Source organism: Azospirillum canadense, from assembly GCF_025961225.1.
Classification (GTDB): Bacteria; Pseudomonadota; Alphaproteobacteria; order Azospirillales; family Azospirillaceae; genus Azospirillum; species Azospirillum canadense.
The window spans coordinates 255,760-277,046 of record NZ_JAOQNG010000007.1 but is presented as its reverse complement, the minus strand read 5'-3'; the positions used below and the strand labels follow the sequence as shown (position 1 = coordinate 277,046).

The 21,287-nt window shown below is 69.7% G+C and carries 13 protein-coding genes and 1 pseudogene; 3 read left to right on the top strand and 11 right to left on the bottom strand.

Going from position 1 to position 21,287, the window contains the following annotated elements; genetic code table 11:
• Positions 1-40 precede the first annotated feature (40 nt).
• The 9 genes and pseudogenes from M2351_RS29040 to M2351_RS29000 form a co-directional block, all read right to left on the bottom strand.
• Positions 41-655 (bottom strand): hypothetical protein, encoded by a 615-nt coding sequence (locus M2351_RS29040; RefSeq protein WP_264659514.1) that lies wholly within the window; start codon positions 653-655, stop codon positions 41-43.
• A gap of 49 nt (positions 656-704) precedes the next feature.
• Positions 705-3,470, bottom strand: a complete 2,766-nt coding sequence (locus M2351_RS29035) for an MGH1-like glycoside hydrolase domain-containing protein (RefSeq protein WP_264659513.1) — start codon at positions 3,468-3,470, stop codon at positions 705-707.
• Between the two features lie 63 nt (positions 3,471-3,533).
• Entirely contained in the window at positions 3,534-6,674 is a 3,141-nt protein-coding gene (locus M2351_RS29030) for an efflux RND transporter permease subunit (protein ID WP_264659512.1), read from the bottom strand.
• Positions 6,671-7,816 carry an efflux RND transporter periplasmic adaptor subunit gene (locus M2351_RS29025; protein ID WP_264659511.1) on the bottom strand — a complete coding sequence of 382 codons (1,146 nt, stop codon included), beginning with the start codon at positions 7,814-7,816 and terminating at the stop codon, positions 6,671-6,673. Before M2351_RS29025 ends, M2351_RS29030 begins: the two co-directional genes overlap by 4 nt.
• Positions 7,813-8,925: an efflux RND transporter periplasmic adaptor subunit gene (locus M2351_RS29020; RefSeq protein ID WP_264659510.1), complete on the bottom strand. Its 1,113-nt coding sequence runs from the start codon at positions 8,923-8,925 to the stop codon at positions 7,813-7,815. Before M2351_RS29020 ends, M2351_RS29025 begins: the two co-directional genes overlap by 4 nt.
• A gap of 15 nt (positions 8,926-8,940) precedes the next feature.
• The gene (locus M2351_RS29015; RefSeq protein WP_264659509.1) at positions 8,941-10,149 is read right to left on the bottom strand and encodes an acetate/propionate family kinase; all 1,209 of its coding nucleotides are present in this window, start codon (positions 10,147-10,149) and stop codon (positions 8,941-8,943) included.
• 5 nt (positions 10,150-10,154) lie between these two features.
• Positions 10,155-11,084, bottom strand: a pseudogene (locus M2351_RS29010) (bifunctional enoyl-CoA hydratase/phosphate acetyltransferase); the annotation flags it as partial.
• Positions 11,085-11,163: 79 nt separating this feature from the next.
• A complete protein-coding gene (locus M2351_RS29005; protein ID WP_264659508.1) occupies positions 11,164-11,625 on the bottom strand; it encodes a hypothetical protein in 462 nt (153 codons plus the stop codon).
• A gap of 45 nt (positions 11,626-11,670) precedes the next feature.
• Positions 11,671-14,103: a DUF3141 domain-containing protein gene (locus tag M2351_RS29000; protein WP_264659507.1), complete on the bottom strand. Its 2,433-nt coding sequence runs from the start codon at positions 14,101-14,103 to the stop codon at positions 11,671-11,673.
• Between the two features lie 631 nt (positions 14,104-14,734).
• On the opposite strand from M2351_RS29000, the gene M2351_RS28995 reads away from it, so the two are divergent.
• The 3 genes from M2351_RS28995 to M2351_RS28985 are packed head-to-tail and all read left to right on the top strand — an operon-like array spanning position 14,735 to position 19,155.
• Positions 14,735-15,598: a DUF2092 domain-containing protein gene (locus M2351_RS28995; protein WP_264659506.1), complete on the top strand. Its 864-nt coding sequence runs from the start codon at positions 14,735-14,737 to the stop codon at positions 15,596-15,598.
• Positions 15,595-16,452, top strand: coding sequence for a hypothetical protein (locus M2351_RS28990; protein ID WP_264659505.1), 858 nt, complete (start codon positions 15,595-15,597; stop codon positions 16,450-16,452). Before M2351_RS28995 ends, M2351_RS28990 begins: the two co-directional genes overlap by 4 nt.
• A gap of 12 nt (positions 16,453-16,464) precedes the next feature.
• Entirely contained in the window at positions 16,465-19,155 is a 2,691-nt protein-coding gene (locus M2351_RS28985) for an MMPL family transporter (RefSeq protein ID WP_264659504.1), read from the top strand.
• Here M2351_RS28985 and M2351_RS28980 read toward each other — a convergent pair.
• Both M2351_RS28980 and M2351_RS28975 read right to left on the bottom strand, forming a co-directional pair.
• Positions 19,046-20,140 carry an SMP-30/gluconolactonase/LRE family protein gene (locus tag M2351_RS28980; RefSeq protein ID WP_264660368.1) on the bottom strand — a complete coding sequence of 365 codons (1,095 nt, stop codon included), beginning with the start codon at positions 20,138-20,140 and terminating at the stop codon, positions 19,046-19,048. The genes M2351_RS28985 and M2351_RS28980 overlap by 110 nt on opposite strands.
• The gene (locus M2351_RS28975) at positions 20,140-21,252 is read right to left on the bottom strand and encodes a sulfotransferase family protein (RefSeq protein WP_264659503.1); all 1,113 of its coding nucleotides are present in this window, start codon (positions 21,250-21,252) and stop codon (positions 20,140-20,142) included. The genes M2351_RS28980 and M2351_RS28975 overlap by 1 nt, the downstream gene beginning before the upstream one ends.
• Positions 21,253-21,287: the final 35 nt, after the last annotated feature.

The window sequence follows — 21,287 nt, the reverse complement described above, 5'->3', positions numbered from 1 at the left end:
AGCCGCAGACGCAAGCGACTGGAACGTGGCGTCCAAAGCCTCAGAAAAGGCCCTTCTTCGCCGGCTGGATGTCCACGGCCAGCGCTTCGTTGACCACGGCGGTGATCGTGTCACCGACCTTCAGCGACGGCAGTCGCGCCTGCCGCTCGGGGTCCGTGACGTTGACGGTGTAGATCTCGCCGCCCTTAGGATTGACGAGGTCGACGCTGTGGGTGTTGAGGTCGATGCCGACGACCAGCCCGCTGACCTGCGTGACCTGCATGCCGATGCCGCCCGGCGCCTCGACCGGCCGCGCGACCACCTGCTGGATCTCGTCGTCGGGCACGGTGGCGCCGGGCTGGGACACCAGAAAGGCCACGGACCGGTAATATTGCGCGTCGACGGTGTCGCCCACCTTCAGCATCTCCAGGCGCACGTTGGGTCCGGCCATGACGGTGACCCGCCGGCCCGACTCCCCGGTCAGCGTCACGTGCCGGCTGTTCGGGTCGATCGCCGTGATCTTGGCGCGGATCGACACCGCCGCGGCGTCCGGCACGACGTTGGTCAGGACGGGCCGGCCCTGCGCCGCCGCGGGCTGCGCCAGGGTGACCGGCACCAGGACAACAGCGCCGAGGATGAGCGCCACGGCCGTCGGGATGGCTGCACGAGTGTTCATGGTGTCCTCCTATTGCGATGGGGTCCGGCCTCTTGGCGTGGACGCTGCCTTACGTGTGCGCAGGCTGCGTGAGGGAGGCGGCGTAGGGCGCGGTTCCGCCTTCCAGGATCTCCTGCGGGGTGGTGGTGGCGAAGACGTGCATCAGACGGGCGACGACGCCCGTCCAGCCGGTCTGGTGGCTGGCGCCGATGCCGGCACCGTTGTCCCCGTGGAAGTACTCGTAGAACAGCAAGCAGTCCTGCCAATGGGGATCGCGCTGGAACGTCTCCGACCCCCCGAAGACGGGCCGGCGACCCTGCTCGTCGCGCAGGAAGATGCCGGCCAGGCGGCGCGAGATCTCCTCCGCCACTTGGTACAGGGTCATCATCCGGCCGGAGCCGGTGGGGCATTCGACGGTGAAGTTGTCGCCGTAATATATGTAATATTGCAGCAGGGCGCGGACGATCAGCACGTTCACCGGCATCCAGACGGGCCCGCGCCAGTTCGAATTGCCGCCAAACATCCCGGTGTCGGACTCCGCCGGCAGGTAGTCGACGCGGAATTCCCGGCCGTCGACGGTGAAGACGTAGGGGTGCTCCGCGTGGACGCGGGAGATGGAGCGGATTCCGTACGGGCTGAGGAATTCGCGCTCGTCCAGCATGCGCGCCAGCACCCGGTGCAGCCGCGCCTCCGTCAGGATCGCGCCCATGCGCCGTCCGTTGCATCCCGGGCGCCGCGGGTCGTGCATGGCGGCCACCATGTCCGGGCGGTCCGCGACGAAATCCCGGAAGTGCCGGGCGAGGTGCGGGAAGCCGGCCAGGAGGTCGCCGTCGAACACGCACACCGCGCACAGCGGCAGCAGCCCGACCAGGGAACGGACCTTCAGCCGCTCCGACCGACCGTCCGGACGGCGCAGCACGTCGTAGAAGAAGCCGTCCTCCTCGTCCCACAGGCCGGTGTCGTCGCCGACGCGGGTCATGGCCGAGGCGATCCACAGGAAATGCTCCGCGAACTTCATGGTCATGTCCGCGTAGATCGGCTTTTCCTTCATCAGCTCGGCGGCGATCTCCAGCATGTTCAGGCTGAACAGCCCCATCCAGGCGGTGCCGTCCGCCTGCTCCAGATGGCCGCCGGTCGGCAGCGGCGCGCTGCGGTCGAACACGCCGATGTTGTCGAGCCCGAGGAAGCCGCCCTCGAAAACGTTCTTGCCCTCCCGGTCCTTGCGGTTCAGCCACCAGGTGAAGTTCAGAAGCAGCTTCTGGAAGATCTGCTCCAGCCAGACCAGGTCGTCCGCATGGTCGCGGGACTTGAGGTGGCGGTAGGTGAAGATGCTGGCCCAGGCGTGGACCGGCGGGTTCACGTCGCCGAAGTTCCATTCATAGGCCGGGATCTGGCCGTTGGGGTGCAGGTAGCGCTCCCGCAGCATCAGATCCAGCTGGTGCTTGCCGAAGTCCGGATCGACCAGCGTCAGGGCCACGACGTGGAAGGCGAGGTCCCAGGCGGCGTACCAGGGATATTCCCACTTGTCCGGCATCGAGATGATGTCGGCGTTGTCCATGTGGTGCCAATGGAAGTTGCGCGGCGGCGCCCGGTGCATGGCGCGGAAGGGGCTCGCGCCGCGCTCCTCCAGCCAGGTGGTCAGGTCGTAGTCGTAGAACTGCTTGCTCCACAGCATGCCGGCCAGCGCCTGGCGGAAGACCATGGCCGCGTCGGCGCTGAAGGAGGCCGGGGTGACGGCCGCGTAGAAGGCGTCGGCCTCGCGGCGGCGCGTCTCCATCACCTCCGCGAAGGCGTTCCCGAAGACATCGCCGTCCGCCGCTCCTTGCCCGTCCGCGTCCAGGCGCAGGCGGATGGTCCGGCTCTCGCCGGGGCCGAGCGTCAGGCGGTAATGCACCGCCATCTTGGTGCCGGTCTTCTCCGGGTTGACGGCATCCCCGCGGCCCTGGACGACACAGGCGTCGATGCCGTCCTTCACGTAAGGCGTGCGGTTCGGCGCGCCGAACAGGCGCCAGCTGTTGGTCTCGTTCTCCGTGAAGAGCAGGTCGGGGTCGCCGTCGCAATGCAGCGCCTTCTCGCCCTCTTCGGGGTCGGTCGCTGCGACGGTCCGATGCCCGGACCCGCCGCCGGCGTCCCGCAGGGACGGCCGGTGCGCGGCCTCGTCGGGGCGGTCGCCCCAGGACCAGCGGTTGCGCCACCACAGGGTGGGGAGGAGGTGCAGCTCCGCCGCGTCCGGCCCGCGGTTGCAGGCGGTGATCTGGACGAGGATTTGCCCCGGCGACGCCTTGGCGTATTCGACGAAGACATCGAAGTAGCGGTTGTCCGCGAACACGCCGGTGTCGAGCAGTTCGTATTCCATCTCGTGCCGGCCGCGCCGGCGGTTCGTCTCGATCAGGTCGGTGTAGGGGAAGGCCGCCTGCGGATACTTATACAGATACTTCATGTACGCGTGGGTCGGCGTGCTGTCGAGGTAGAAGTAGTATTCCTTCACGTCCTCGCCGTGGTTGCCCTCGTTGTTGGTCAGGCCGAACAGCCGTTCCTTCAGGATCGGGTCGCGGCCGTTCCACAGGGCGAGCGCGAAGCACAGCCGCTGCCGCTCGTCGGAGATGCCGGCCAGCCCATCCTCGCCCCAGCGATAGGCGCGGGAGCGGGCCTGGTCGTGGGGAAAATAGTTCCAGCTGTCGCCGGACTCGCTGTAATCCTCCCGCACCGTGCCCCATTGGCGCTCGCTGAGGTAGGGGCCCCAGGCCTTCCAGGCCACGCCCAGGTCGCGCGCCTCGTTCAGCCGGGCATGCTCGGCCGTCATGCCGGTTCCCGACCGGTCATCCGCATCTGGCATTGGAACCTCCCTCGCTGGAACTCCCCAGGGGAAAGGGCGCGGTCTTCTCACGGCAGGGGCGGCTCACGCCCCGCTGGGCACGCCCTTGGTCGGCGTCTCGTCCTTGGTGGATGGCGGCGGACGGACTTGCGCCGCGGGCCCGGCGGTCGCCGGCGCCGGCTCCTTGATGCGGAACCAGGCGACGTAGAGCGCCGGCAGGAACAGCAGGGTCAGCACCGTCGCCACGATCAGGCCGCCGATGATCGCGTAGGCCATGGGCCCCCAGAAGACCTCCGGCGCGATCGGGATCATGCCCAGGCTGGCGGCGGCGGCGGTCAGCAGGATCGGCCGCACGCGGTGCATGGTGGCGTTGATCACCGCGTCCCAGGGATGCTCGCCCATGGCCAGATGCTCGTCGATCTGGGCGATCATGATGACCGAGTTGCGCACGATCATGCCGATCAGCGCGACGACGCCGAGGATGGCGACGAAGCCCAGCGGCGTGCCGGTCGGCAGCAGCGCCGCGACCACGCCGATCAGGCCCAGCGGCGCCACGCTGATGACCAGGAACAGCTTCTGGAAGCTTTGCAGCTGGATCATCAGCACGGTCAGCATGACGAAGACCATGATCGGGAAGACCGCGATGATGGAGGCCATGCCTTTGGCGCTGTTCTCCACCGTGCCGCCGGCCTCGATCAGGTAGCCGGGCGGCAGGCTGCGTTGCAGCTCCGCCACCGCCGGGGCCAGCTGGTTCACGACCGTCGCAGCCTGGAGCGGCGGGACGAGGTCGGCCTGCACCGTGATCGTCGGGTTGCGGGACCGCCGCCAGACCACCGGCTGCTCCAGGTCGTAGCGCAGCGTCGCCACCTCCTTCAACGGCACGGTGCGCCCCTCGGGAATGGCGACCTGGAGGTTGCGCAGCGTCTCGATGGAGCTGCGCTCCGCGTTCGTTGCCTGCGCCACCACGTCGATCAGGTAGATGTTGTCGCGCACCTGCGTGAAGGCGGCGCCCGACACGGTGGCGTTCAGCGCCGCGTTCAAGGACTTGGAGCTGATGCCGAGCAGGCGCGCCTTGTCCTGGTCCACGTCGACGCGCACGACCTTCGACGGCTCGTTCCAGTCGTAGTTGATCAGCAGCGTGTAGGGGTTGGTGCCGATGGTGTCGGCCATCTTCGCCGCGATGGCGCGCACTTCGCCCACGTCGGGGCCGGAGACGCGGTATTGGATCGGCCAGCCGACCGGCGGCCCCATCTCCAGCGGGCTGACCCGCGTGTTCAGGTCGGAGAAGTCCTCGTTCAGCACCCGCTCCAGCCGCGCGCGGACGGCGTCGCGGACCGCGTAGCCCTTGGTCACCACCACGGCCTGCGCGAAATAATCGTTGGAGAGCTGGACGTCGAGCGGCAGGTAGAAGCGGATGGCGCCCTGGCCCACGTAGAAGCTCCAATGATCGACATCGGGGTCGGCGGCCAGCACCTTCTCGAACCGGTCCACCGTCTCGCGCGTCGCGTTGATGGACGCGGTCTGCGGCAGCGTCAGATTCACCAGCAGCTCCGGCCGGTCTGACGCCGGGAAGAACTGCTGCTGCACGAATTTCATGCCGAAGACCGACAGGGCGAACAGCGCCAGCGTGCCGGCGATGACCAGATAGCGGGCGCGCATGGCGGTGCGCAGGGCCGTCCGGAACATGCGCATCAGGCGGCCGGGTTCGTGCGCACCGTGGGCGTGCTTGGCCGCCTTCGGCTCGCGCAGGACGTTCACCCCGATCAGCGGGGCGAACAGCACCGCGACGATCCAGGAGAACAGCAGGGCCATTGCCACCACGGCGAACAGCGAGAAGCAGTATTCCGCCGCCCCGCCCTGGGCGAAGCCGATGGGAATGAAGCCGGCGACCGTGACCAGCGTCCCGGTCAGCATGGGAAAGGCCGTGGAGGTGTAGGCGAAGGTCGCCGCCTTATCCAGGCTGAAGCCTTCCTCCAGCTTGGTGATCATCATCTCCACGGTGATCATGGCGTCGTCGACCAGCAGGCCGAGCGCGATGATCAGGGCGCCGAGCGAGATGCGCTGCAGCTCGATCCCGAAATAGACCATACCCATGAAGGTCATGGCCAGCACCAGCGGGATCGAGGTCGCCACCACCATGCCGGCCCGCAGGCCGAGGCTGACGAAGCTGACCGCCATGACGATGATGACGGCCTCCTTCAGCGCCTTGGTGAAGCCGGCGATGGACTCCTCGACGACCACCGACTGGTTGGCCACAAGGTGGACGTTGATGCCCACGGGCAGGTTGGCCTCCACCTGCCGCATCTTCTCGTGGATGCCTTCGCCGAAGGCCAGCATGTTGCCGCCGGCCGCCATGGAGATGATCAGGCCGATGGCGGGCTGGCCGTTGTAGCGGAACAGCGGGGTGGGCGGGTCGGCGTAGCCGCGGCGAACCTGCGCCACGTCGGCCAGCCGGTAGAACTTGCCATTGGCGCGCAGGCTGATGGCGCGCAGGCTGTCCTCCGACGCGAAGGCGCCGCTGACCCGCACGGTGATCTTCTCGTCGCCGGCCTGGACCACGCCGGCCGGGGCTACGGCGTTCTGCGCCTGGAGGTCGGCGATGACCTGCTCGCGGTCGATGCCCATGGCGGCGAGTTGGCGGGTTGAGAAGTCTAGGTAGATCTTTTCGTTCTGGATGCCGACGAACTGCACCTTGCCGACGTTCGGCACGCGCATCAGCTCCGCACGCGCGGTCTCTGCATAGTCCTTCAGCTCGCGGTAGCTGAACCCGTCGGCGGTGAAGGCGTAGACGGTGCCGAAGGTGTCGCCGAACTCGTCGTTGAAGGCCGGCCCCTGCACGCCCGCGGGCAGGGTGCTTTTCATGTCGGCGATCTTCTTGCGCGTCTGGTACCACAGGTCGGGCACCGCCTCGGCCGGCGTGTAGTCCTTCAGGTTGACGTAGACGACGGAGATTCCGGGCTTGGTGTAGCTCTTGACGTAGTCGAGATAGGGGATCTCCTCCAGCTTCTTCTCGATGGGGTCGGTCACCAGGTTCATGGTGTCCTCGATCGTGGCGCCGGGCCAGTTCGTCTGGACGACCATGGTCTTGATGGTGAAGGCCGGATCCTCCTCCCGCCCCAGCCGCATGTAGGCGAGCGCGCCCGCCACGGTCAGCGACAGGATCAGGTACCAGGTGAAGGAACGGTGCCGCAGCGCCCATTCCGACAGATTGAAGCTGGTGATCATGGTGCCGCCGCCGTTTCAATGGTCTTGTTGAACCGCACGCGCTGACCTTCGGTGAGGCTGTGCACACCGGTGGTGACCACGACGTCGCCCTTGGACAGGCCGTCGGTGACGATGACCGGGCCATCAGGACCCCTGGCGCCATCCCTGGGCCGGATGGCGACGATACGACGCCGCACGGTCTGGCTTTGCGGATCCACAACCCAGACGAGGGTGCGCGTGGACCCGTCCGTTGCCGTTTCCTCCAGCAGCGCCGTCGCCGGCAGCTCGATCACCGGGGCCGGCGGTTGCTTGAGGCGGCCCGTGACGGTGGCGCCGAGGCGCAGGGCGTCGGGCGGGTTCTCCAAGGCGATCCGCACGGTGTGGGTGCGCGTGACGGGGTCGGCCTGGGGCGAGATCTCGCGGACGCGGCCAAGCGCCGCGACGTCCGGCGCGCCGGCCAGCGTCACCTCGATCACCGGATCCTTGGGCGCCCCCCGGATTCCAGCCTCGGCCACATTGAAGACCGCCTCGCGCTCCTCCGGCTGGGCGACCCGGACCACCATCGCGCCGGCCTCGACCACCTGTCCGGGCTCGGCGCCCACCGTGGTCACCACGCCGTCGCGGTCGGCCATCAGCTCGGTGTAGCCGACCTTGTCGCGCGCCGACTGGAGAGCGGCCTGAGCCGCCACCACTTTGGCGTCCGCCGTGCGCATGGAGAGTAGGGCCGCGTCGTAGATGGCCCGGGACGTGTTGCCGTTGGCCAGAAGCTCCCGCTTGCGGCCCTCCTCGTTGCGGGCCTGCACCTGCTCCGCCTGGGCGGAAGCCAGGTTGGACTCGGCCGTGCGCAGCGCGTTGCGCTGGTCCTGGTCGTCCAGCTGGGCGAGCAAGTCGCCGGCGCGGACCCGGTCCCCCACATCGACCTTGCGCTCGACCAGCTTGCCGGCGATGCGGAAACCCAGGTCGGCGTCGGCGCGCGCCTCGATCGTTCCGGTCGCCGTCTCGGACAGGCGGAAGCTCTGCGGCTGGACGGTGATGGTCCGGACCGGTCGGATCACCGGCCCGGCATCGGCTTGGTGATGCGACTGCTCCTGGCACCCGGCGAGCATCGCCGCGGTCAGCAGCAGGGCGGCGGACAAGGCTTGTCTCGGCATGGCGCGCGTCATGACCCGCTCCCCTGCTTGATGGTCACCGCCTGACCGGGCCGCAGCTTCTGGACGCCGCCGATCACCACGAGGTCGCCGGCGCTGAGGCCCCGCTCCACCGTGACCACGCCGGTGTCGTACTGGAGGACGGAGACGGGCCGCAGGCTGACGGTGTTGGCCGCCTTGGCATCGGGCTTGGACTCGGGAGAGCGGGCGACGACCCAGACCGCCGGGTCGCCCTGATCGGTCTGGTACAGGGCGGAGGAGGGCAGGGTGACGACCGGCCGGGCCGGCAGCTTGGCCCGCCCGGTGACGGCGGCGCCCAGCAGGAAGGCTGGCGGCGCGTCGGGCAGGGAGACCTTGACGGTGTAGGTGCGGGTGACCGGGTCGACGCCCGGCGACACCTCCCGGATCGTGCCGTCGGCGACGATCTTCGGGTCGCTGACCAGCCGCACCTCGACCGCCGGCAGCTTCGTCTGGCCTTCCAGCCGGGTGCTGGCGCCGGGAACCTGGAACACCGCCTCACGCTCCCCGGGGTCGGCCAGCCGCAGCACCATCTGGCCGGCGGCCACGACCTGCCCCGGCTCGGCCGCCTTGGCGGTGATGACCCCGTCGCGGTCGGCCCGCAGCTCGGTGTAGGACAGCGTGTCCTTGGCCGTTTGCAGCTTGGCCTGCGCGGCTTTCATCTCCGCCTGCGCCTGGGTGTAGCGTTTCTGCGCGTTGTCGTACTGCACCCGCGTGGTGAAGCCCTGGGCGAGCAGGGTGCGCTGGCGTTCCTCCTGGGTGCGGCTCTGTTCCACGAAGGCTTGCGCGGCGGCCACGTCGGATTCCGCGGAGCGCACGGCGTTCTGCTGGTCCTGGTCGTCCAGCCGGGCCAGCAGGTCGCCGTCGGCGACCGTCTGCCCGACGTCCACGAGCCGTTCGACCACCTTGCCGCCGACGCGGAAGCCCAGGTTGCTCTCATGACGGGCCTGGATGTCGCCGGTCAGCGCCGTGGTCTGGTCGAAGGCCGTTTCCTGCACGGCGAGCGCGCGGATCAGCGTTGCCTCCGCGGGAGGCGCTTCCGGTTGCTCGCACCCCAGGAGAAGGAGGCTGGCGACGACCGCCGCGCTTGCCGTTCGTGTCGTCATGGCGCGCCACCCTCCCTAATGATGCCGGCCGAGGATGTCGCGCGTGTGCAGCGCGATCATCCGTTCCTCGTCGGTCGGCACGACGTAGGCTTTGACCCGGCTGCCGGGCGTGCTGATGCGGGTCTCCCCCGCCCCGTTGGCCGCTTCATTGGCCGGTCCGTCGAGGTCGAGCCCGAGCCAGCGCGCCCGCTCCGCGATGCCCTTGCGGATCGACGGCGCCCGCTCCCCGATGCCGGCGGTGAAGACCAGGGCGTCGATGCCGCCCATCGCCGCGGCGAGCGACCCGATGGCAAGGCCGGCCCGGTAGACGAAGTAATCGAGCGCGAAGCGGGCGCGCGGGTCGGCGCTGGCCAGCAGGTCGCGGACGTCGTTGCTGACGCCGGACAGGCCCTTCAGCCCGCAGTCGTGGTACAGCAGGTGCTCGATGGCGCGGACGTCCATGCCCTGGTCCATCAGGTAGAGCACCACGCCCGGGTCCAACTGACCCGGCCGGGTTCCCATGGGAAGCCCGTCCATGGCGGTGAAGCCCATGGTGCTGTCGACGCTGCGGCCCGCCTGGATGGCGCACATGCTGGCCCCGCTGCCGAGATGGGCCGCGACGACGCGCCCGTTTGCAATGTCCGGGGCGACCTCCGGGGCGATCTCGGCCAGGCGGCGCGCGATGTATTCGTAGGACAGGCCGTGGAAGCCGTAGCGGCGCACGCCGTCCTGGTAGAGGCGTTCCGGCAGGGCGTAGCGGTCGGCCAGTTCCGGATGGCGGCGGTGGAACGCCGTGTCGAAGCACGCAACCTGTACCACGTCAGGCATGATCCGGCGGATCGCGCGGATCGGCGCCAGATTGTTCGGCTGGTGCAGCGGGGCGAGCGGGATGTAGGTTTCCAGCGTCGCGATCACCGCTTCGTCCACGACCACGTGGGTGTCGAAAGCCGGCCCGCCATGCACCACCCGGTGGCCGATGGCGACCGGCAGCCCGCCCGCGCCGGCATGCTCCCGCAGCCAAGCGCCAAGGAAGGCCAGCGCCCCGGGCACGCCCTCCGCCTCGGCCGGAAGGTGGAGGGTTTCGCCGCCTTTCACGACCAGCCGCGGGTGCGTGCCGATCCCCTCGATCTGGCCACGCAGGAGCGCCGGCAAGGCGTCGTCGTCCAGATCGAAGAGCTGGAACTTGATGCTGGACGATCCGGCGTTGACGACCAGGATGGTATCGCGGGGCGTGGATTGGGCCATGGGCCTCACCCCTTCACCGGTTGCGCCCGCCGCAGGTGGTCGGCGTAGAGCGCCGCCACCGCGCAGGAGGCCATGCGGGTCATCACGCTGTCGGCGCGGCTGGTCAACACGATCGGCACCCGCGCGCCGAGCACGAGGCCCGCGGCGTCGGCGTTGGCGAGGAAGGTCAGGTTCTTGGCGAGCATGTTGCCCGCCTCCAGGTCCGGCACCACGAGGATGTCGGCGTAGCCGGCGACGGGAGAGGCGATGCCCTTGATGCGCGCGGCCTCTGGGCTGATGGCGTTGTCGAGCGCCAGGGGGCCGTCGAGCACGCCGCCGGTGATCTGGCCGCGGTCGGCCATCTTGCACAGCGCCGCCGCCTCGACCGTGGAGGGGATCTTCGGATTGACCGTCTCCACCGCCGACAGGATCGCCACCTTGGGCAGATCGTTGCCGAGCGCCTTGGCAAGATCGATGGCGTTCTGAATGATGTCGCGCTTGTCCTCCAGCGTCGGCGCGATGTTCACAGCGGCGTCGGTGATGAACAGGGCCTTCGGGTAGGTGGGCACGTCCATGATGAAGACGTGGCTGATCCGCCGCTCCGTGCGCAGGCCGCTGTCCCGCTTCGCCACCTCGTGCAGCAGCTCGTCGGTGTGCAGGCTGCCCTTCATCAGCAGCTGCGCGCGCCCCTGCCGCACGAGGTCCACCGCCGCCGCGGCCGCCGCGTGGCTGTGCGGCACGTCGACGATCTGGTAGGGGGCGAGGTTCAGCCCGGCCTCCTCCGCGACGGCCTGGATGCGCGCCGCCGGGCCGACCAGGATGGGGGCGATGAAGCCCTGTTCCGCCGCGTCCACCGCCCCGCTGAGCGAGGTTACGTCGCAGGGGTGCGCCACCGCGGTCGACACCGGGGCAACCGAGCGGCAGGCCGCGACCAGCTGCTCGTACTTCTCATGCCGCCGGGCGGGGGCACCGCTTGGTGGCGCGGCCAGCGACGCATCGGTGTGGGCCTGGACGTCCGTCATGCCGCACCCCCGGTTACCAGCGCAGGAAAAGACCGATGTCGCCCGGCATCCCGCCGGGGTAGTCGAGGACCTGCGCGCGCAGCTTGTAGCCCTTGGCGCGCAACGTCTTGTCGAAGATCTCGTAGACTTCGCGGGCAAAGCCGGTCAGGGAGTTCGGCCAGTCCGGCTCGAAGTTGTTGATGGCCCGCCCCCCGTCGGTGCAATAGCTGCTGGGAAAGCGGGTGATCTGGATTTCGTTCACGCCGCGCTCCGCCGCCGCGCGCACGGCGCGGGTGAATCGCTCCTTGGCGTCCGGGCGGATGTGCTGGTTCATGAAGGCGTCGCGGACGCCGCTCTGCTCCTCCTGGAGCTTCTTTTCGTGCTCCAACGCCTCCTTGAGCTTCGCCATCTCGCGCTCTTCGGCGATCCGGCGGAGGTCTTCGGGGCTAATCAGGTCGTCACCGATGGAGGAGGTTTTAATCGTTTCGTCCGTCATGGTGCGGTCCTCCTTTTGATTGGCCTGCGGTGGACGCCCGGGGCGTCACTTGGCGCGTTCGGTCCGGGTGGGACGCCGCTGCTTGGCGGCCTGGCTGATCTCGGCGGCGGCCTTGGCCACGGAGGAGCCGGCACCCCGCGACACGACGCGGAGCGCGGTCTCCGCGCCGGCCTCGGCCCGGTCGCGCTCCAGGATGGCGGAGACCTCGCGCAGGCGGGCGCGCTGCTCCGCGGTCAGGGGGGCGGCGGCCGACAGGACGCGTTCGGCAAGCTCCAGGACGGTCTTGCGGTCCTTGTCCTCGGGCAGCAGGACGGGCAGGGCGGCCATCGCCGCCTCCTCGTCGATCAGCAGCAGGAAGACCTGTTCCCGGAACACCGCGCGCACCTCGTCCAGGCTCTGCTGCTTCGCCTCGGGGAATTCGTCGCGGATCCGCCGGAGCGTCTGGAAGGCGCGCTCGTCGATGGCCCCCTCGGCGCGCCGGGCGAAGACGAGGATGCGGAACAGCGCCTCGCGCAGGCCGCCGTCGGCGACGCGCGCCTCGATCTCGGCCATCCGCTTCTCGACCAGGGCCTCGAAGGCCTCGTCGCGGACACGCGGCGGCCGCACCTCCGCGTCGGGCGCGGCCAGCCCGACCAGCGCCTGGAGCAGCGGTGCGTTGTAAGTGGTCAGGAACAGCTGTTCCACGGCGGCGTCGCGCCGGTCGCGGTAGCTGTCGAGCGCCTGGGCGATGGCGTCCGAGACGCGCGTTTGCGCCTCCAGGAACGGGTTGTCCTTGCCGATCGGCCGGCGGTGCTCGCGCGCCCAGTGGGCCATCGCCTCCACCGGCGCCAGGAAGGGATTCAGGTGGGAGAACAGGTAGTATTGCGCCCGCGCCGGGTTGGTCAGCCGCAACCATTCGGCCATGGGTTCCGTCATCATGGCGCGGATCCAGGGGCGGGCGAAGCTGTCGTACAGGCCCTTGTTCACGTCGGAGATGCGGGAAACCGTCGCGAAGCGCCGGTCATCCTCCGGCGTGTTGCCGCCGAGCGCCCGGATGTCGTCCAGCGTGCGCGGTTCGAAACGCGTGACGTAGGCTCCGGCGACGAGGTCGGCGCCCGGCGCGTTCGGGTCTTTCGGCTCGATCACCATTTCGTAAAGGCCGGGCGGCAGCAGGTCGACCAGCTCGATGTTCTCGACGAACTCCGCCGTTTCCTTCCGGGCGACGCGGCCGGACACGAAGATGCCCAGGTGGCCGATATCGTGGTGCAGGTTGTAGACGATGGTCTGCTCGTGCGACCGGATGTCCTCCACGCTGTCATACAGATCGAGGATCCAGCCCAGCGCCTGTTGCGGCGGCGTGATGTTGTCGCCGAAGGAAGCGAAGACCAGGATGGGCGAGCGGATGTTGCGCAGGTCGAGCCGGCGGCCGTCCTTGCTAACGATCCCGCCGCTGCTGAGCTTGTTGCCGACGAACAGCTCGTCGGTGATGGACTCGATTTCTTCTGTGTTGAGCAGGAAGAAGCCGCTCCACCACTTCTCGAATTCCAGGTAACGCGCGCCTTCCGTGTCGATGGAGGCGTACAGGTTGTACGCCTTCTTCCAGTAGGTGTTGGCGGGGTCCAGCTTTTCGAAGTTGCCGACCAGATGCGCGCCGTCGAAGCGCCCATTGCCGAGGTCGCCGGCCAGCGCCGCCAGCCACGCGCCGCCGTACAGCCCGCCGAGGTAGCGCATCGGGTTCTTGCCCTTGACGCCGGCCCAGTAGGACAACGGCGAGCCCGCGATGATCAGCGGCCCCATCAGCTCGGGGTGCACGGCGCTCAGCGCCATCACCGCCCAGCCGGCCTGGCAGTTGCCGATGACGCAGGGCTTGCCGTCGGCCCGGGCGTGCCGCTTGCCCACATGCTCGATAAAGGCGGCCTCGGCCGCACCCACGTCGGCCAGGGTCTGGCCGGGCACGGGGTCGGGGGTGAAGCCGATGAAGTAGCAGGGATGGCCGGCGCGTAGCGCGGTGCCGATCTGGCTGTCCGGTTTGAAGCCGCCGATGCCCGGCCCATGGCCGGCGCGGGGATCGACGATGACGAAGGGGCGCTTCGTCGGGTCGGTCCCGACCGCGGGGTCCGGCAGGATGTGCAGCAGCATGTAGTTGCAGGGGCGCTTCAGCTTGCGCCCGTCCATCACCACCTCGTGCGGGAAGGTGAGGACCGGGGGCTTGCCATGCTGCGCGTGTTCCAGGAACTGGTCGCCACGGCGGCGCATCACGTCGAGGAACAGGATCCAGCGCTGCATCGCGTCCACGCCATAGTCGATGGCGTCCTGGACGGGGTTGGGGAAGGACGGAAGCGGCGTGCCTTGCTGTCTGTCCTTGCCCGACCGCTCGCCGGAGCCCTTCGCTGTGGGACCGTTGTTGTGGGCCGCAGTGAAAGGGGCCGCGGTGAAGGGAAAGGCAACCGGATTGAAGGCGCTCCAGGCCGAAAGCCAAGTCGTGAAGGGCTGCATCATTAGGGGCTGTTCCGACCGGACAGGCATCAGGATTCCTCTCTTCGCTGTACGCTCGTCAGGAATGGCCGGTTGGGCGGGGACCGGCCGGGGACGTACACAACCGGCACGGCGGTGGATCGCATCAAGGCATCGGCCCAGCCCCCATCGGCGCCCCATTGGCGCCTCCGCCAACGCCCTATGCGCCGCAGGCTGGTGCGCTGGGACGCAACCGGGACGGAAGCGATCATGAAGGCGACGCTACCCTGTCGGGGCGCGCCTCTGTAAGGGCGCAACAGTTGACTTTGATACCGTAACGAATCCGGTGACTCGGGCCGTCGGCGGCGTGAGCACGGCGGCTTCAACCTTGGTGGCTGTTCAGGGTTGGCCGTTCACGGATTGCTACCGGACGATACGTCCCGTCGCCAGTCCGTTACCGTATCCAAGTCAACTGTTGCACGGTTCAAAGCGCCAAGCGGCTTGGGCCACAGTGACCGATCACCACCCGACCGTGCCCGACCGTGGACGAGATCGGCCCGCACCGACGCCTTCCGCCTTCCTGGCCAACGACTCCGCGCGTCAGATCATCGGCCGAGTGATAGGCCACGTCGCTTCGGTGGCAGCGAAGGCGTCATCAACTGATCGGCGGTGTTCCATGAGAACGCTTCTGTGGCTCTCCGGTCCCCTGCTCTGCCTTCCCCTCCTGTTCGGCCCCGCGCCGGCCGCTGCCCAGGCGGAACAGCCGGACGCGGAGGACGATCAGGCCATCGATGAACCAAGCATCGACCAGCACGCCATGGATGTCCTGAACCGGATGGCCGACACGCTGGCCCAGGCCAAGGGCTTCCGCGTGACGATCCGGTCCAACTACGATGTGGTGCAGGACACGGGGGAGAAGATCGAGTTCGGCGAGCGCCGCACCGTGACGCTGAACCGGCCCGACGCCCTGCGGGTGGAATCCCAGCAGAGCGACGGGACGCAGCGCCAGGTGACCTTCGACGGCAAGGCGCTGACCGTGTTCGACCCCGGACAGAAGGTCTATGGCCAACTGGACCGGCCCGGCAGCGTGGACGACGCGGTGCGCTATCTGGTCCAGGAGCTTCAAATCCGGCTGCCGCTGGCGCTGTTGCTGGTCACGACGCTGCCGGCGGAGCTGGACCAGCGCATCCAGGCCCTGGACTATGTGGAACGTGACACGCTGACGCCGGTGCCGACGGACCATGTGGCCGGCCAGACCGAGGATGTGGACTTCCAGGTCTGGGTCGCGGCCGACGGCACGCCCCTGCCGCAGCGGATCACCATCACCTACAAGAACGATGACGGCGAGCCGCAGTACCGCGCCGACCTCACGGACTGGACCCTGAACCCCGACCTGTCGGCGGAGCAGCTCGCCTTCCACCCGCCGGAAGGGACGCAGCGCATTCCCTTCCTGGTGCGCGTCCGCAAGGCCGCGGGCGGCCAGCCAGGGGCTCAGGACAAGCCGGAACGGTCCGGCAGCGCAGAGGAGGCCCCGAAATGATTATGGCCTTCACACAGTCGGGCTTCGCACGGTCCGGTCTCGCCGTCGGCACGGCCCTGGTCCTGGTCGTCGCATCCGTCGCGGCGGACGCGGCGCGCGGCGGACGCGGCGGCGGCGGGGGAGGTGGCCGCGGGGGTGGGGGAGGCGGCTTCTCCCGCTCCGGCCCGGCGGCGGGGGGCAGTTTGTCCGCGTCGCGGCCATCGGGCGGTGGCGGCGGGGGCTATGCCCGTGCCGGCGCCGCGTCGGGCGGCGGCTTTTCCGCCGCCCAGCGGCCGGCGCAGCGCCCGGCCGGTGGCGCCGCCGCGACCGGAGCCCGGCAGGCCGGGGCCACCGAGCGGTCCGGCCAACGCACCGCCGCCGCGCAGACCGCTTCCCGCCAGTCGGGAGCGACCGAGCGTTCGGCGCAGCGCAACGAGACGCAGCAGACCCGGACCCAGGCGCGGGCCGACACCCGCACCTCCGGCCAGGCGGAACGGACGGAGCGGCAGGGGCAGCGGCAACAGGGGCAGACCGAGCGCACCGAAGCCCGCCAGCAGGGTCAGACCGAACGCACCGAAGCCCGATCCTACGCGGCGCAGAACATGTCGAACAACTGGGACTCCCACCACGACGACTGGGACGGCGACGACGATTGGGGCTGGGCCTTGGCGGGTGCGGCGATCGGGGCGACGGCCGGCTACATCGCGGGGGCCGCGACGGCGTCGCCGACCTATGTGACCGTGCTCCCCTGCTCACCGACGGTCGTGAGCGCGGGGAGCGTGAGCTACTACGGCTGCGGCGGCACTTGGTACAACCAGACCTACGTCAACGGCGCCGTCTCCTACGTCACGGTCGCTCCGCCGCCCGGCTATTAGGGCGAACGGCTCATGATGGACCTTGCACGCTCCGTCCTGCAGAGCTGGAGCGTGGCGGCGTGCCGCTGGCCCAAGGTCACCGTGTTGGTGTCGCTGCTTCTGTCGGTGCTGGCCGGCTGGTATTCGGCGGAGGTGCTGCGCATCAGCACCAGCACCTCCGACATGATCGCGCCCGACGTGCCGTTCCGGCGCGATGCGGAGCGATACCGGCAGGCCTTCCCCTTCGCCGACGACCAGATCGTGGTGGTGGTCGACTCTCCCGCCGCCGACCGGTCCGACGCGGCGGCGCTGCGCTTGGCCGAGTTGATGCGCGCGCATCCGGAGGCCCTGGCCGAGGTGGAGGTCCCATCGGCCGATCCCTATTTCCGGCGCAACGGGCTGCTGTTCCTGGATGCATCCGCGCTTCAGGATCTCGCCACGCGGCTGGCGGGGGCGCAGGCCGCGCTGGGCGCGCTGAACGAGGCGCCGAACCTGCGCGGGCTGGCCGGCATGGTCGACCTCGTTTTGGGCCACGCGGGCGAGAACGCCCCGGCGGCCCTGTCGGACCTGATCGGCCGCCTTGCCGACGCAGCCACTGGCGTCGCGGACGGCAAGCCGGAGCCGGTGTCCTGGACCGGACTGGTCAAGCTGAACGACGACGAGCGGTTCGGCAACCAGCGCTTCGTCACCGCGCGGCCGGTGCTCGGCGAGGCGTCCTTCGGGCGCGGGCGCCCGGCAATGGATGCAGTGCGCGGTGCCATCGCGGCCATCAAGCAGGAGTCGGCGGGGCTGGGCGTGGAGGCCCGCGTCACCGGAGCCGTCGCGCTGCGCCAGACGGAGCTGGACACGGTGGAGGACACGGCGGGTCTCGCAACCATCCTGTCCTTCGTGCTGGTCGTGGCGGTGCTGACCGTTGGGATGCGGTCCTGGCGGATGATCCTGTGCATGATGGTCACGCTGATCCTTGGCCTGACTCTGAACGCCGGGCTGGCGGCGCTGACCGTGGGGCGGCTGAACCTGATCTCCGTCACCTGCGCCGTCATGTTCTTCGGGCTGGGCGACGATTTCGGCAGCCACCTCGGCCTGCGCTACCAGGAGGAGCGGCAGCGGGGCCGTCCGGTGCGCGCCGCGGTGCTGGAGGCCGCGCGCGGAGTCGGACCGCCGCTGGCGCTCAGCACGGTCTGCGCGATCTTCGGCTTCCTGTCCTTCGTGCCGACCGACTATCGCGGGCTGGCGGAATTCGGCGTGATTTCCGGCCTTGGCATGGTGATAGCGTTGGTCATCAGCCTGACGCTGCTGCCAGCCCTGTTCATCCTGTTGCCACCCGGCCCGGGCGTGGTGCGGGTCGCGCGGGAGGACCGCGGCTTCGCCGCCTGGATGACCCGTCACAACAGCGCGCTGCTGGCGCTGACCGTGCTGACCGTGCTGGGCTCGCTGGCGGCGCTGCCGCTGGTGCGGCTGGATGTGAACCCGCTGAACCTCCAGGACCGCCGGACGGAGGCCGTGCGCACCTACCGCGATCTGGCGACCGCGCCGCGCACCTCGCCCTACGCGATCAACATCCTGGAGCCGGACCTCGCCGCGGCGCAGGCCGTGGCCGACCACCTGCGCGGGAACGCTGAAGTGGGCGGGGTGCGGACCTTCGCCGGCTTCATTCCCAAGAATCAGGACGCCAAGCTGCCGATCATCGCCGACATGGCCCTGCTGCTGGGGCCGAGCCTCGCCACCCCGACCGATGTGGAGCCCCTGTCCACGGAGGAGCGGGCGGAAGCGGTGGCGGTGCTGCACGCGGCGTTGGGCCGGTTCTCGACCGAGAAAGGCGGCGCGCCGGAGGCCCGCGCCGCCGCACAGCGCTTCGCCGCGGCGCTGGAGCGCGTCTCCCCGAAGGACGCGCCGGCGCTGGCGGCGCTCGACCAGACGCTGACCGGCGGCGTCCCGCCCCTGCTGGAGCGGCTGCGCGAGGGGCTGGAGGTGGAGCGGCCGGTGACCGCGGCGGACGTGCCGGACACCATCCGCCGCCGCTGGATCTCGCCGGACGGGCTGGCGCGCGTGGAAGTGCTGCCGACCCACGACATCTCCGACAGCCGCGACATGGCCCGCTTCGCCGAAGCGGTGCTGACCGTGGCGCCGCACGCGACCGGTGCGCCGGTGACCGTGACCCAGGCCGGGTGGATTGTGCTGCGCGCCTTCGCCGAGGCGACGGGGCTGACCCTGCTGCTGATCGTCCTGCTGCTGCTGGTCGTGCAGCGCAGCCTGAAGGGCATCGTGCTGATCCTGGCGCCGCTCGTGGTCGCGGCGCTGTGGACCATGGCGGCGGCCGGGCTGCTGGACATTCCCTTCAACTTCGCCAACGTGATTGTCATTCCGCTGCTGTTCGCGCTGGGCGTGTCCAGCAGCATCCACATGGTCGCCCGCGGGCAGGAGTTGGAACGCGCGGGCGCCCGCGGCGTTGATCATGGCGGTGCCGATTACGGCATGGATCTGCTGGTCACCAGCACGCCGCTCGCCGTGCTGGTCAGCACGCTGACCACCAGCACGGCCTTTGCGACGCTGGCCATCTCCTCCCACCGTGGCCTCGCCAGCATGGGGATGCTTCTGGCCATCGCCATCACTTTCACGGTGGTGTCGGCGCTGATCGTGCTGCCCAGCCTGATGATCGGCTGGCATCGCTGGTCGCGGCGCCGCACAGCAGAAGGCGCGCGGACATCACCGATCCGGCAATGAGCTGGCCATCCCAGGCCGCCGCCACAGTCGCGGCCGAGAAGAGGTGTCCGTTGTCGTCGAACAACGTGTCCACCCCCTCCGGGCCGAGCGCGACGATGCGGGCCGGCGCGGTGGCTCCGCCCGGCAGGCTGTGACGGTGCAGCGCCAGCGCCGACAGCGACGGATGCACCGCCGCCAGCACCCGGCCTTCCATCGGGTCACCAACCACCCCCCGGCTGAGGTTGTCGGGGCCGCCCGGCACGGGGATGCGGGCGATGGGGGCCGTGTCGTCGCCGCCGAGCAGAGCCGACAGACGGTAGATCAGCACCGCCCGCTCCCGCGTCGCCGCGACGTACAGGCGGTCGGCCTCGATGTCCGGCAGCAAGCCGTTGGGAAAGCCGATGCCGCCGGTCAGCACGCGCGCGCCACCGTCCTCGACCAGGCCAACGACGCCGCGGCGAAGGTCCAGCGCATCCTCCAGGGCCGCTGCAACCCGGCCGCAGCCGCCATGGTCGCCGGTGAACAGGAAGCGCTCCCCGTCCAGAAAGGCCACGTCGTTGGCGCGGCAGAGCAGGGGGCTCTCGACCGTTCCCCGGTGGTGCAGGGTCATCCCGTCCAGCGTGAAGCGCTCGACGGTCGTGGTCCCGTCGCGGCGGCGGTTGACCACCAGGACCGATCGCGTGCCGTCCGGCTCCGCACGCAGGTCGATGCCGTGCGGCCGGAAGCCGCCGTCGGGGCGGAAGGCGGCGGTCAGCTCGACCGCCTCTGCACGGTCCGCATCCAGGGCGTCGAGCGGTACGGCGAACAGCCCACCCCGGGCGGCGTCCGGATCCGCCAACCGGTCGTAGGCGGAAAGCAGCGCGCGCCGGGATGCGACGTCCACGGCCAGATCCTCGATCCCGACCACCGGGTGCCCGCCGGCCGTGATCTCCACCGTCCGGCATTGGGCAAGCGCGGACATCGTCCAGCCCAGCACCAGCAGGCCGGCCGGCAGCACCGCGCGCATCACGGGGCGGCGGCCGGTTGTCCCCAGCGGGCGAGGAAGGGCGCCCAGTGGCGCTCCACCCGCCGCCGCCCGGCGTCGGACAGCTGGTGCCGGTTCTTGGAATAGCCGCGCACCTCGGCCAGGTAAGCCTCGAACCCGGGTTTCGCGGCCTCGAACCCCGGAAGTTCGATGGTTCGGTAGACGCGTTCGGCCTCAGCCAGCGGGGCCCGCTCGAAATCCTCGAAGGCCAGCTCGACGAAGCGGTTCGGCGGCAGGTCGGCCGCGTCGTCCACAAGCGCCTGCATGATTCGCGGGTAGTGGTCGAGCACGACCTGCTCCACGTCGATGCCCGCGTGGGGCTGAAGCGCCAGCTGGTTCAGGAGCGTGCGGTAGAAGCCGACGGTGGAGACGTACACCGCCATCGGGTCCCGGTGGATGTGGATGAAGCGCGCGTCCGGCCACATCTCCCGCAGCATGGCGATGCGGGCGCTGTAGACCGGATTTTTGATCAGCAGGCGCCGCCCATCCTGAGACAGGGCGACCTTGTCCAGGAAGTGCAGGAAGCGGCCGCGCCAGCGCCGGATCTCGTCCGGGCCGCAGCCCTCGAAATAAAGGCCCCGGCGCAGGTTCTCGTCCAAGTGCCGGGGGAAGTAGAGCCCGTGGTAGAAGGACAGCGGCGACATGTTGGCCAGCGCGATCTCGTCCTCCTGCGGGGAGTCCGGGCGGACCGCCACGTTGTCGATGTAGCGGCGCTCCGGCAAGGCCCGTTCCAGCAGCGGGCGCAGGGCCGCGCCGAGCCCGAGCATGTCCCACGGCAGGCCCACCGCGACGGGCGCGATGAAGCCGAACTGCGGATCACGGCTGAGCAGGTTGTAGAGGTGCGTGGTGCCGCTGCGCCAGTGGCCGACGATGAAGACCGGCGCCGGCAGCGGTTCGCCGCCCCGCCGTTTCCACGCCACCCACGCCCGCTCCGCCAGGGAGAAGGGCGCGCGCAGCAGGGCGGAGGCGACGGCCGCGGCCAGGGTCGCCGCGTGGGCTGCGTCCGGCGGCCCGTTCCGCCGCATCACCGTCAGCAGGGTCAGCGCGTCGCAGCCGTAAAGCGGGTGGTCGGCCGCGGGAAGCCAGCGTCCCATGGGGAGCCTCCTGTCGTGCTGCAGGCACCCAAGAG

Coding starts and splice junctions, on each gene's coding strand:
- M2351_RS29040 (WP_264659514.1), bottom strand. CDS start 655: ATGAACACTCGTGCAGCCATCCCGACGGCCGTGGCGCTCATCCTCGGC.
- M2351_RS29035 (WP_264659513.1), bottom strand. CDS start 3,470: ATGCCAGATGCGGATGACCGGTCGGGAACCGGCATGACGGCCGAGCAT.
- M2351_RS29030 (WP_264659512.1), bottom strand. CDS start 6,674: ATGATCACCAGCTTCAATCTGTCGGAATGGGCGCTGCGGCACCGTTCC.
- M2351_RS29025 (WP_264659511.1), bottom strand. CDS start 7,816: ATGACGCGCGCCATGCCGAGACAAGCCTTGTCCGCCGCCCTGCTGCTG.
- M2351_RS29020 (WP_264659510.1), bottom strand. CDS start 8,925: ATGACGACACGAACGGCAAGCGCGGCGGTCGTCGCCAGCCTCCTTCTC.
- M2351_RS29015 (WP_264659509.1), bottom strand. CDS start 10,149: ATGGCCCAATCCACGCCCCGCGATACCATCCTGGTCGTCAACGCCGGA.
- M2351_RS29005 (WP_264659508.1), bottom strand. CDS start 11,625: ATGACGGACGAAACGATTAAAACCTCCTCCATCGGTGACGACCTGATT.
- M2351_RS29000 (WP_264659507.1), bottom strand. CDS start 14,103: ATGATGCAGCCCTTCACGACTTGGCTTTCGGCCTGGAGCGCCTTCAAT.
- M2351_RS28995 (WP_264659506.1), top strand. CDS start 14,735: ATGAGAACGCTTCTGTGGCTCTCCGGTCCCCTGCTCTGCCTTCCCCTC.
- M2351_RS28990 (WP_264659505.1), top strand. CDS start 15,595: ATGATTATGGCCTTCACACAGTCGGGCTTCGCACGGTCCGGTCTCGCC.
- M2351_RS28985 (WP_264659504.1), top strand. CDS start 16,465: ATGATGGACCTTGCACGCTCCGTCCTGCAGAGCTGGAGCGTGGCGGCG.
- M2351_RS28980 (WP_264660368.1), bottom strand. CDS start 20,140: ATGCGCGCGGTGCTGCCGGCCGGCCTGCTGGTGCTGGGCTGGACGATG.
- M2351_RS28975 (WP_264659503.1), bottom strand. CDS start 21,252: ATGGGACGCTGGCTTCCCGCGGCCGACCACCCGCTTTACGGCTGCGAC.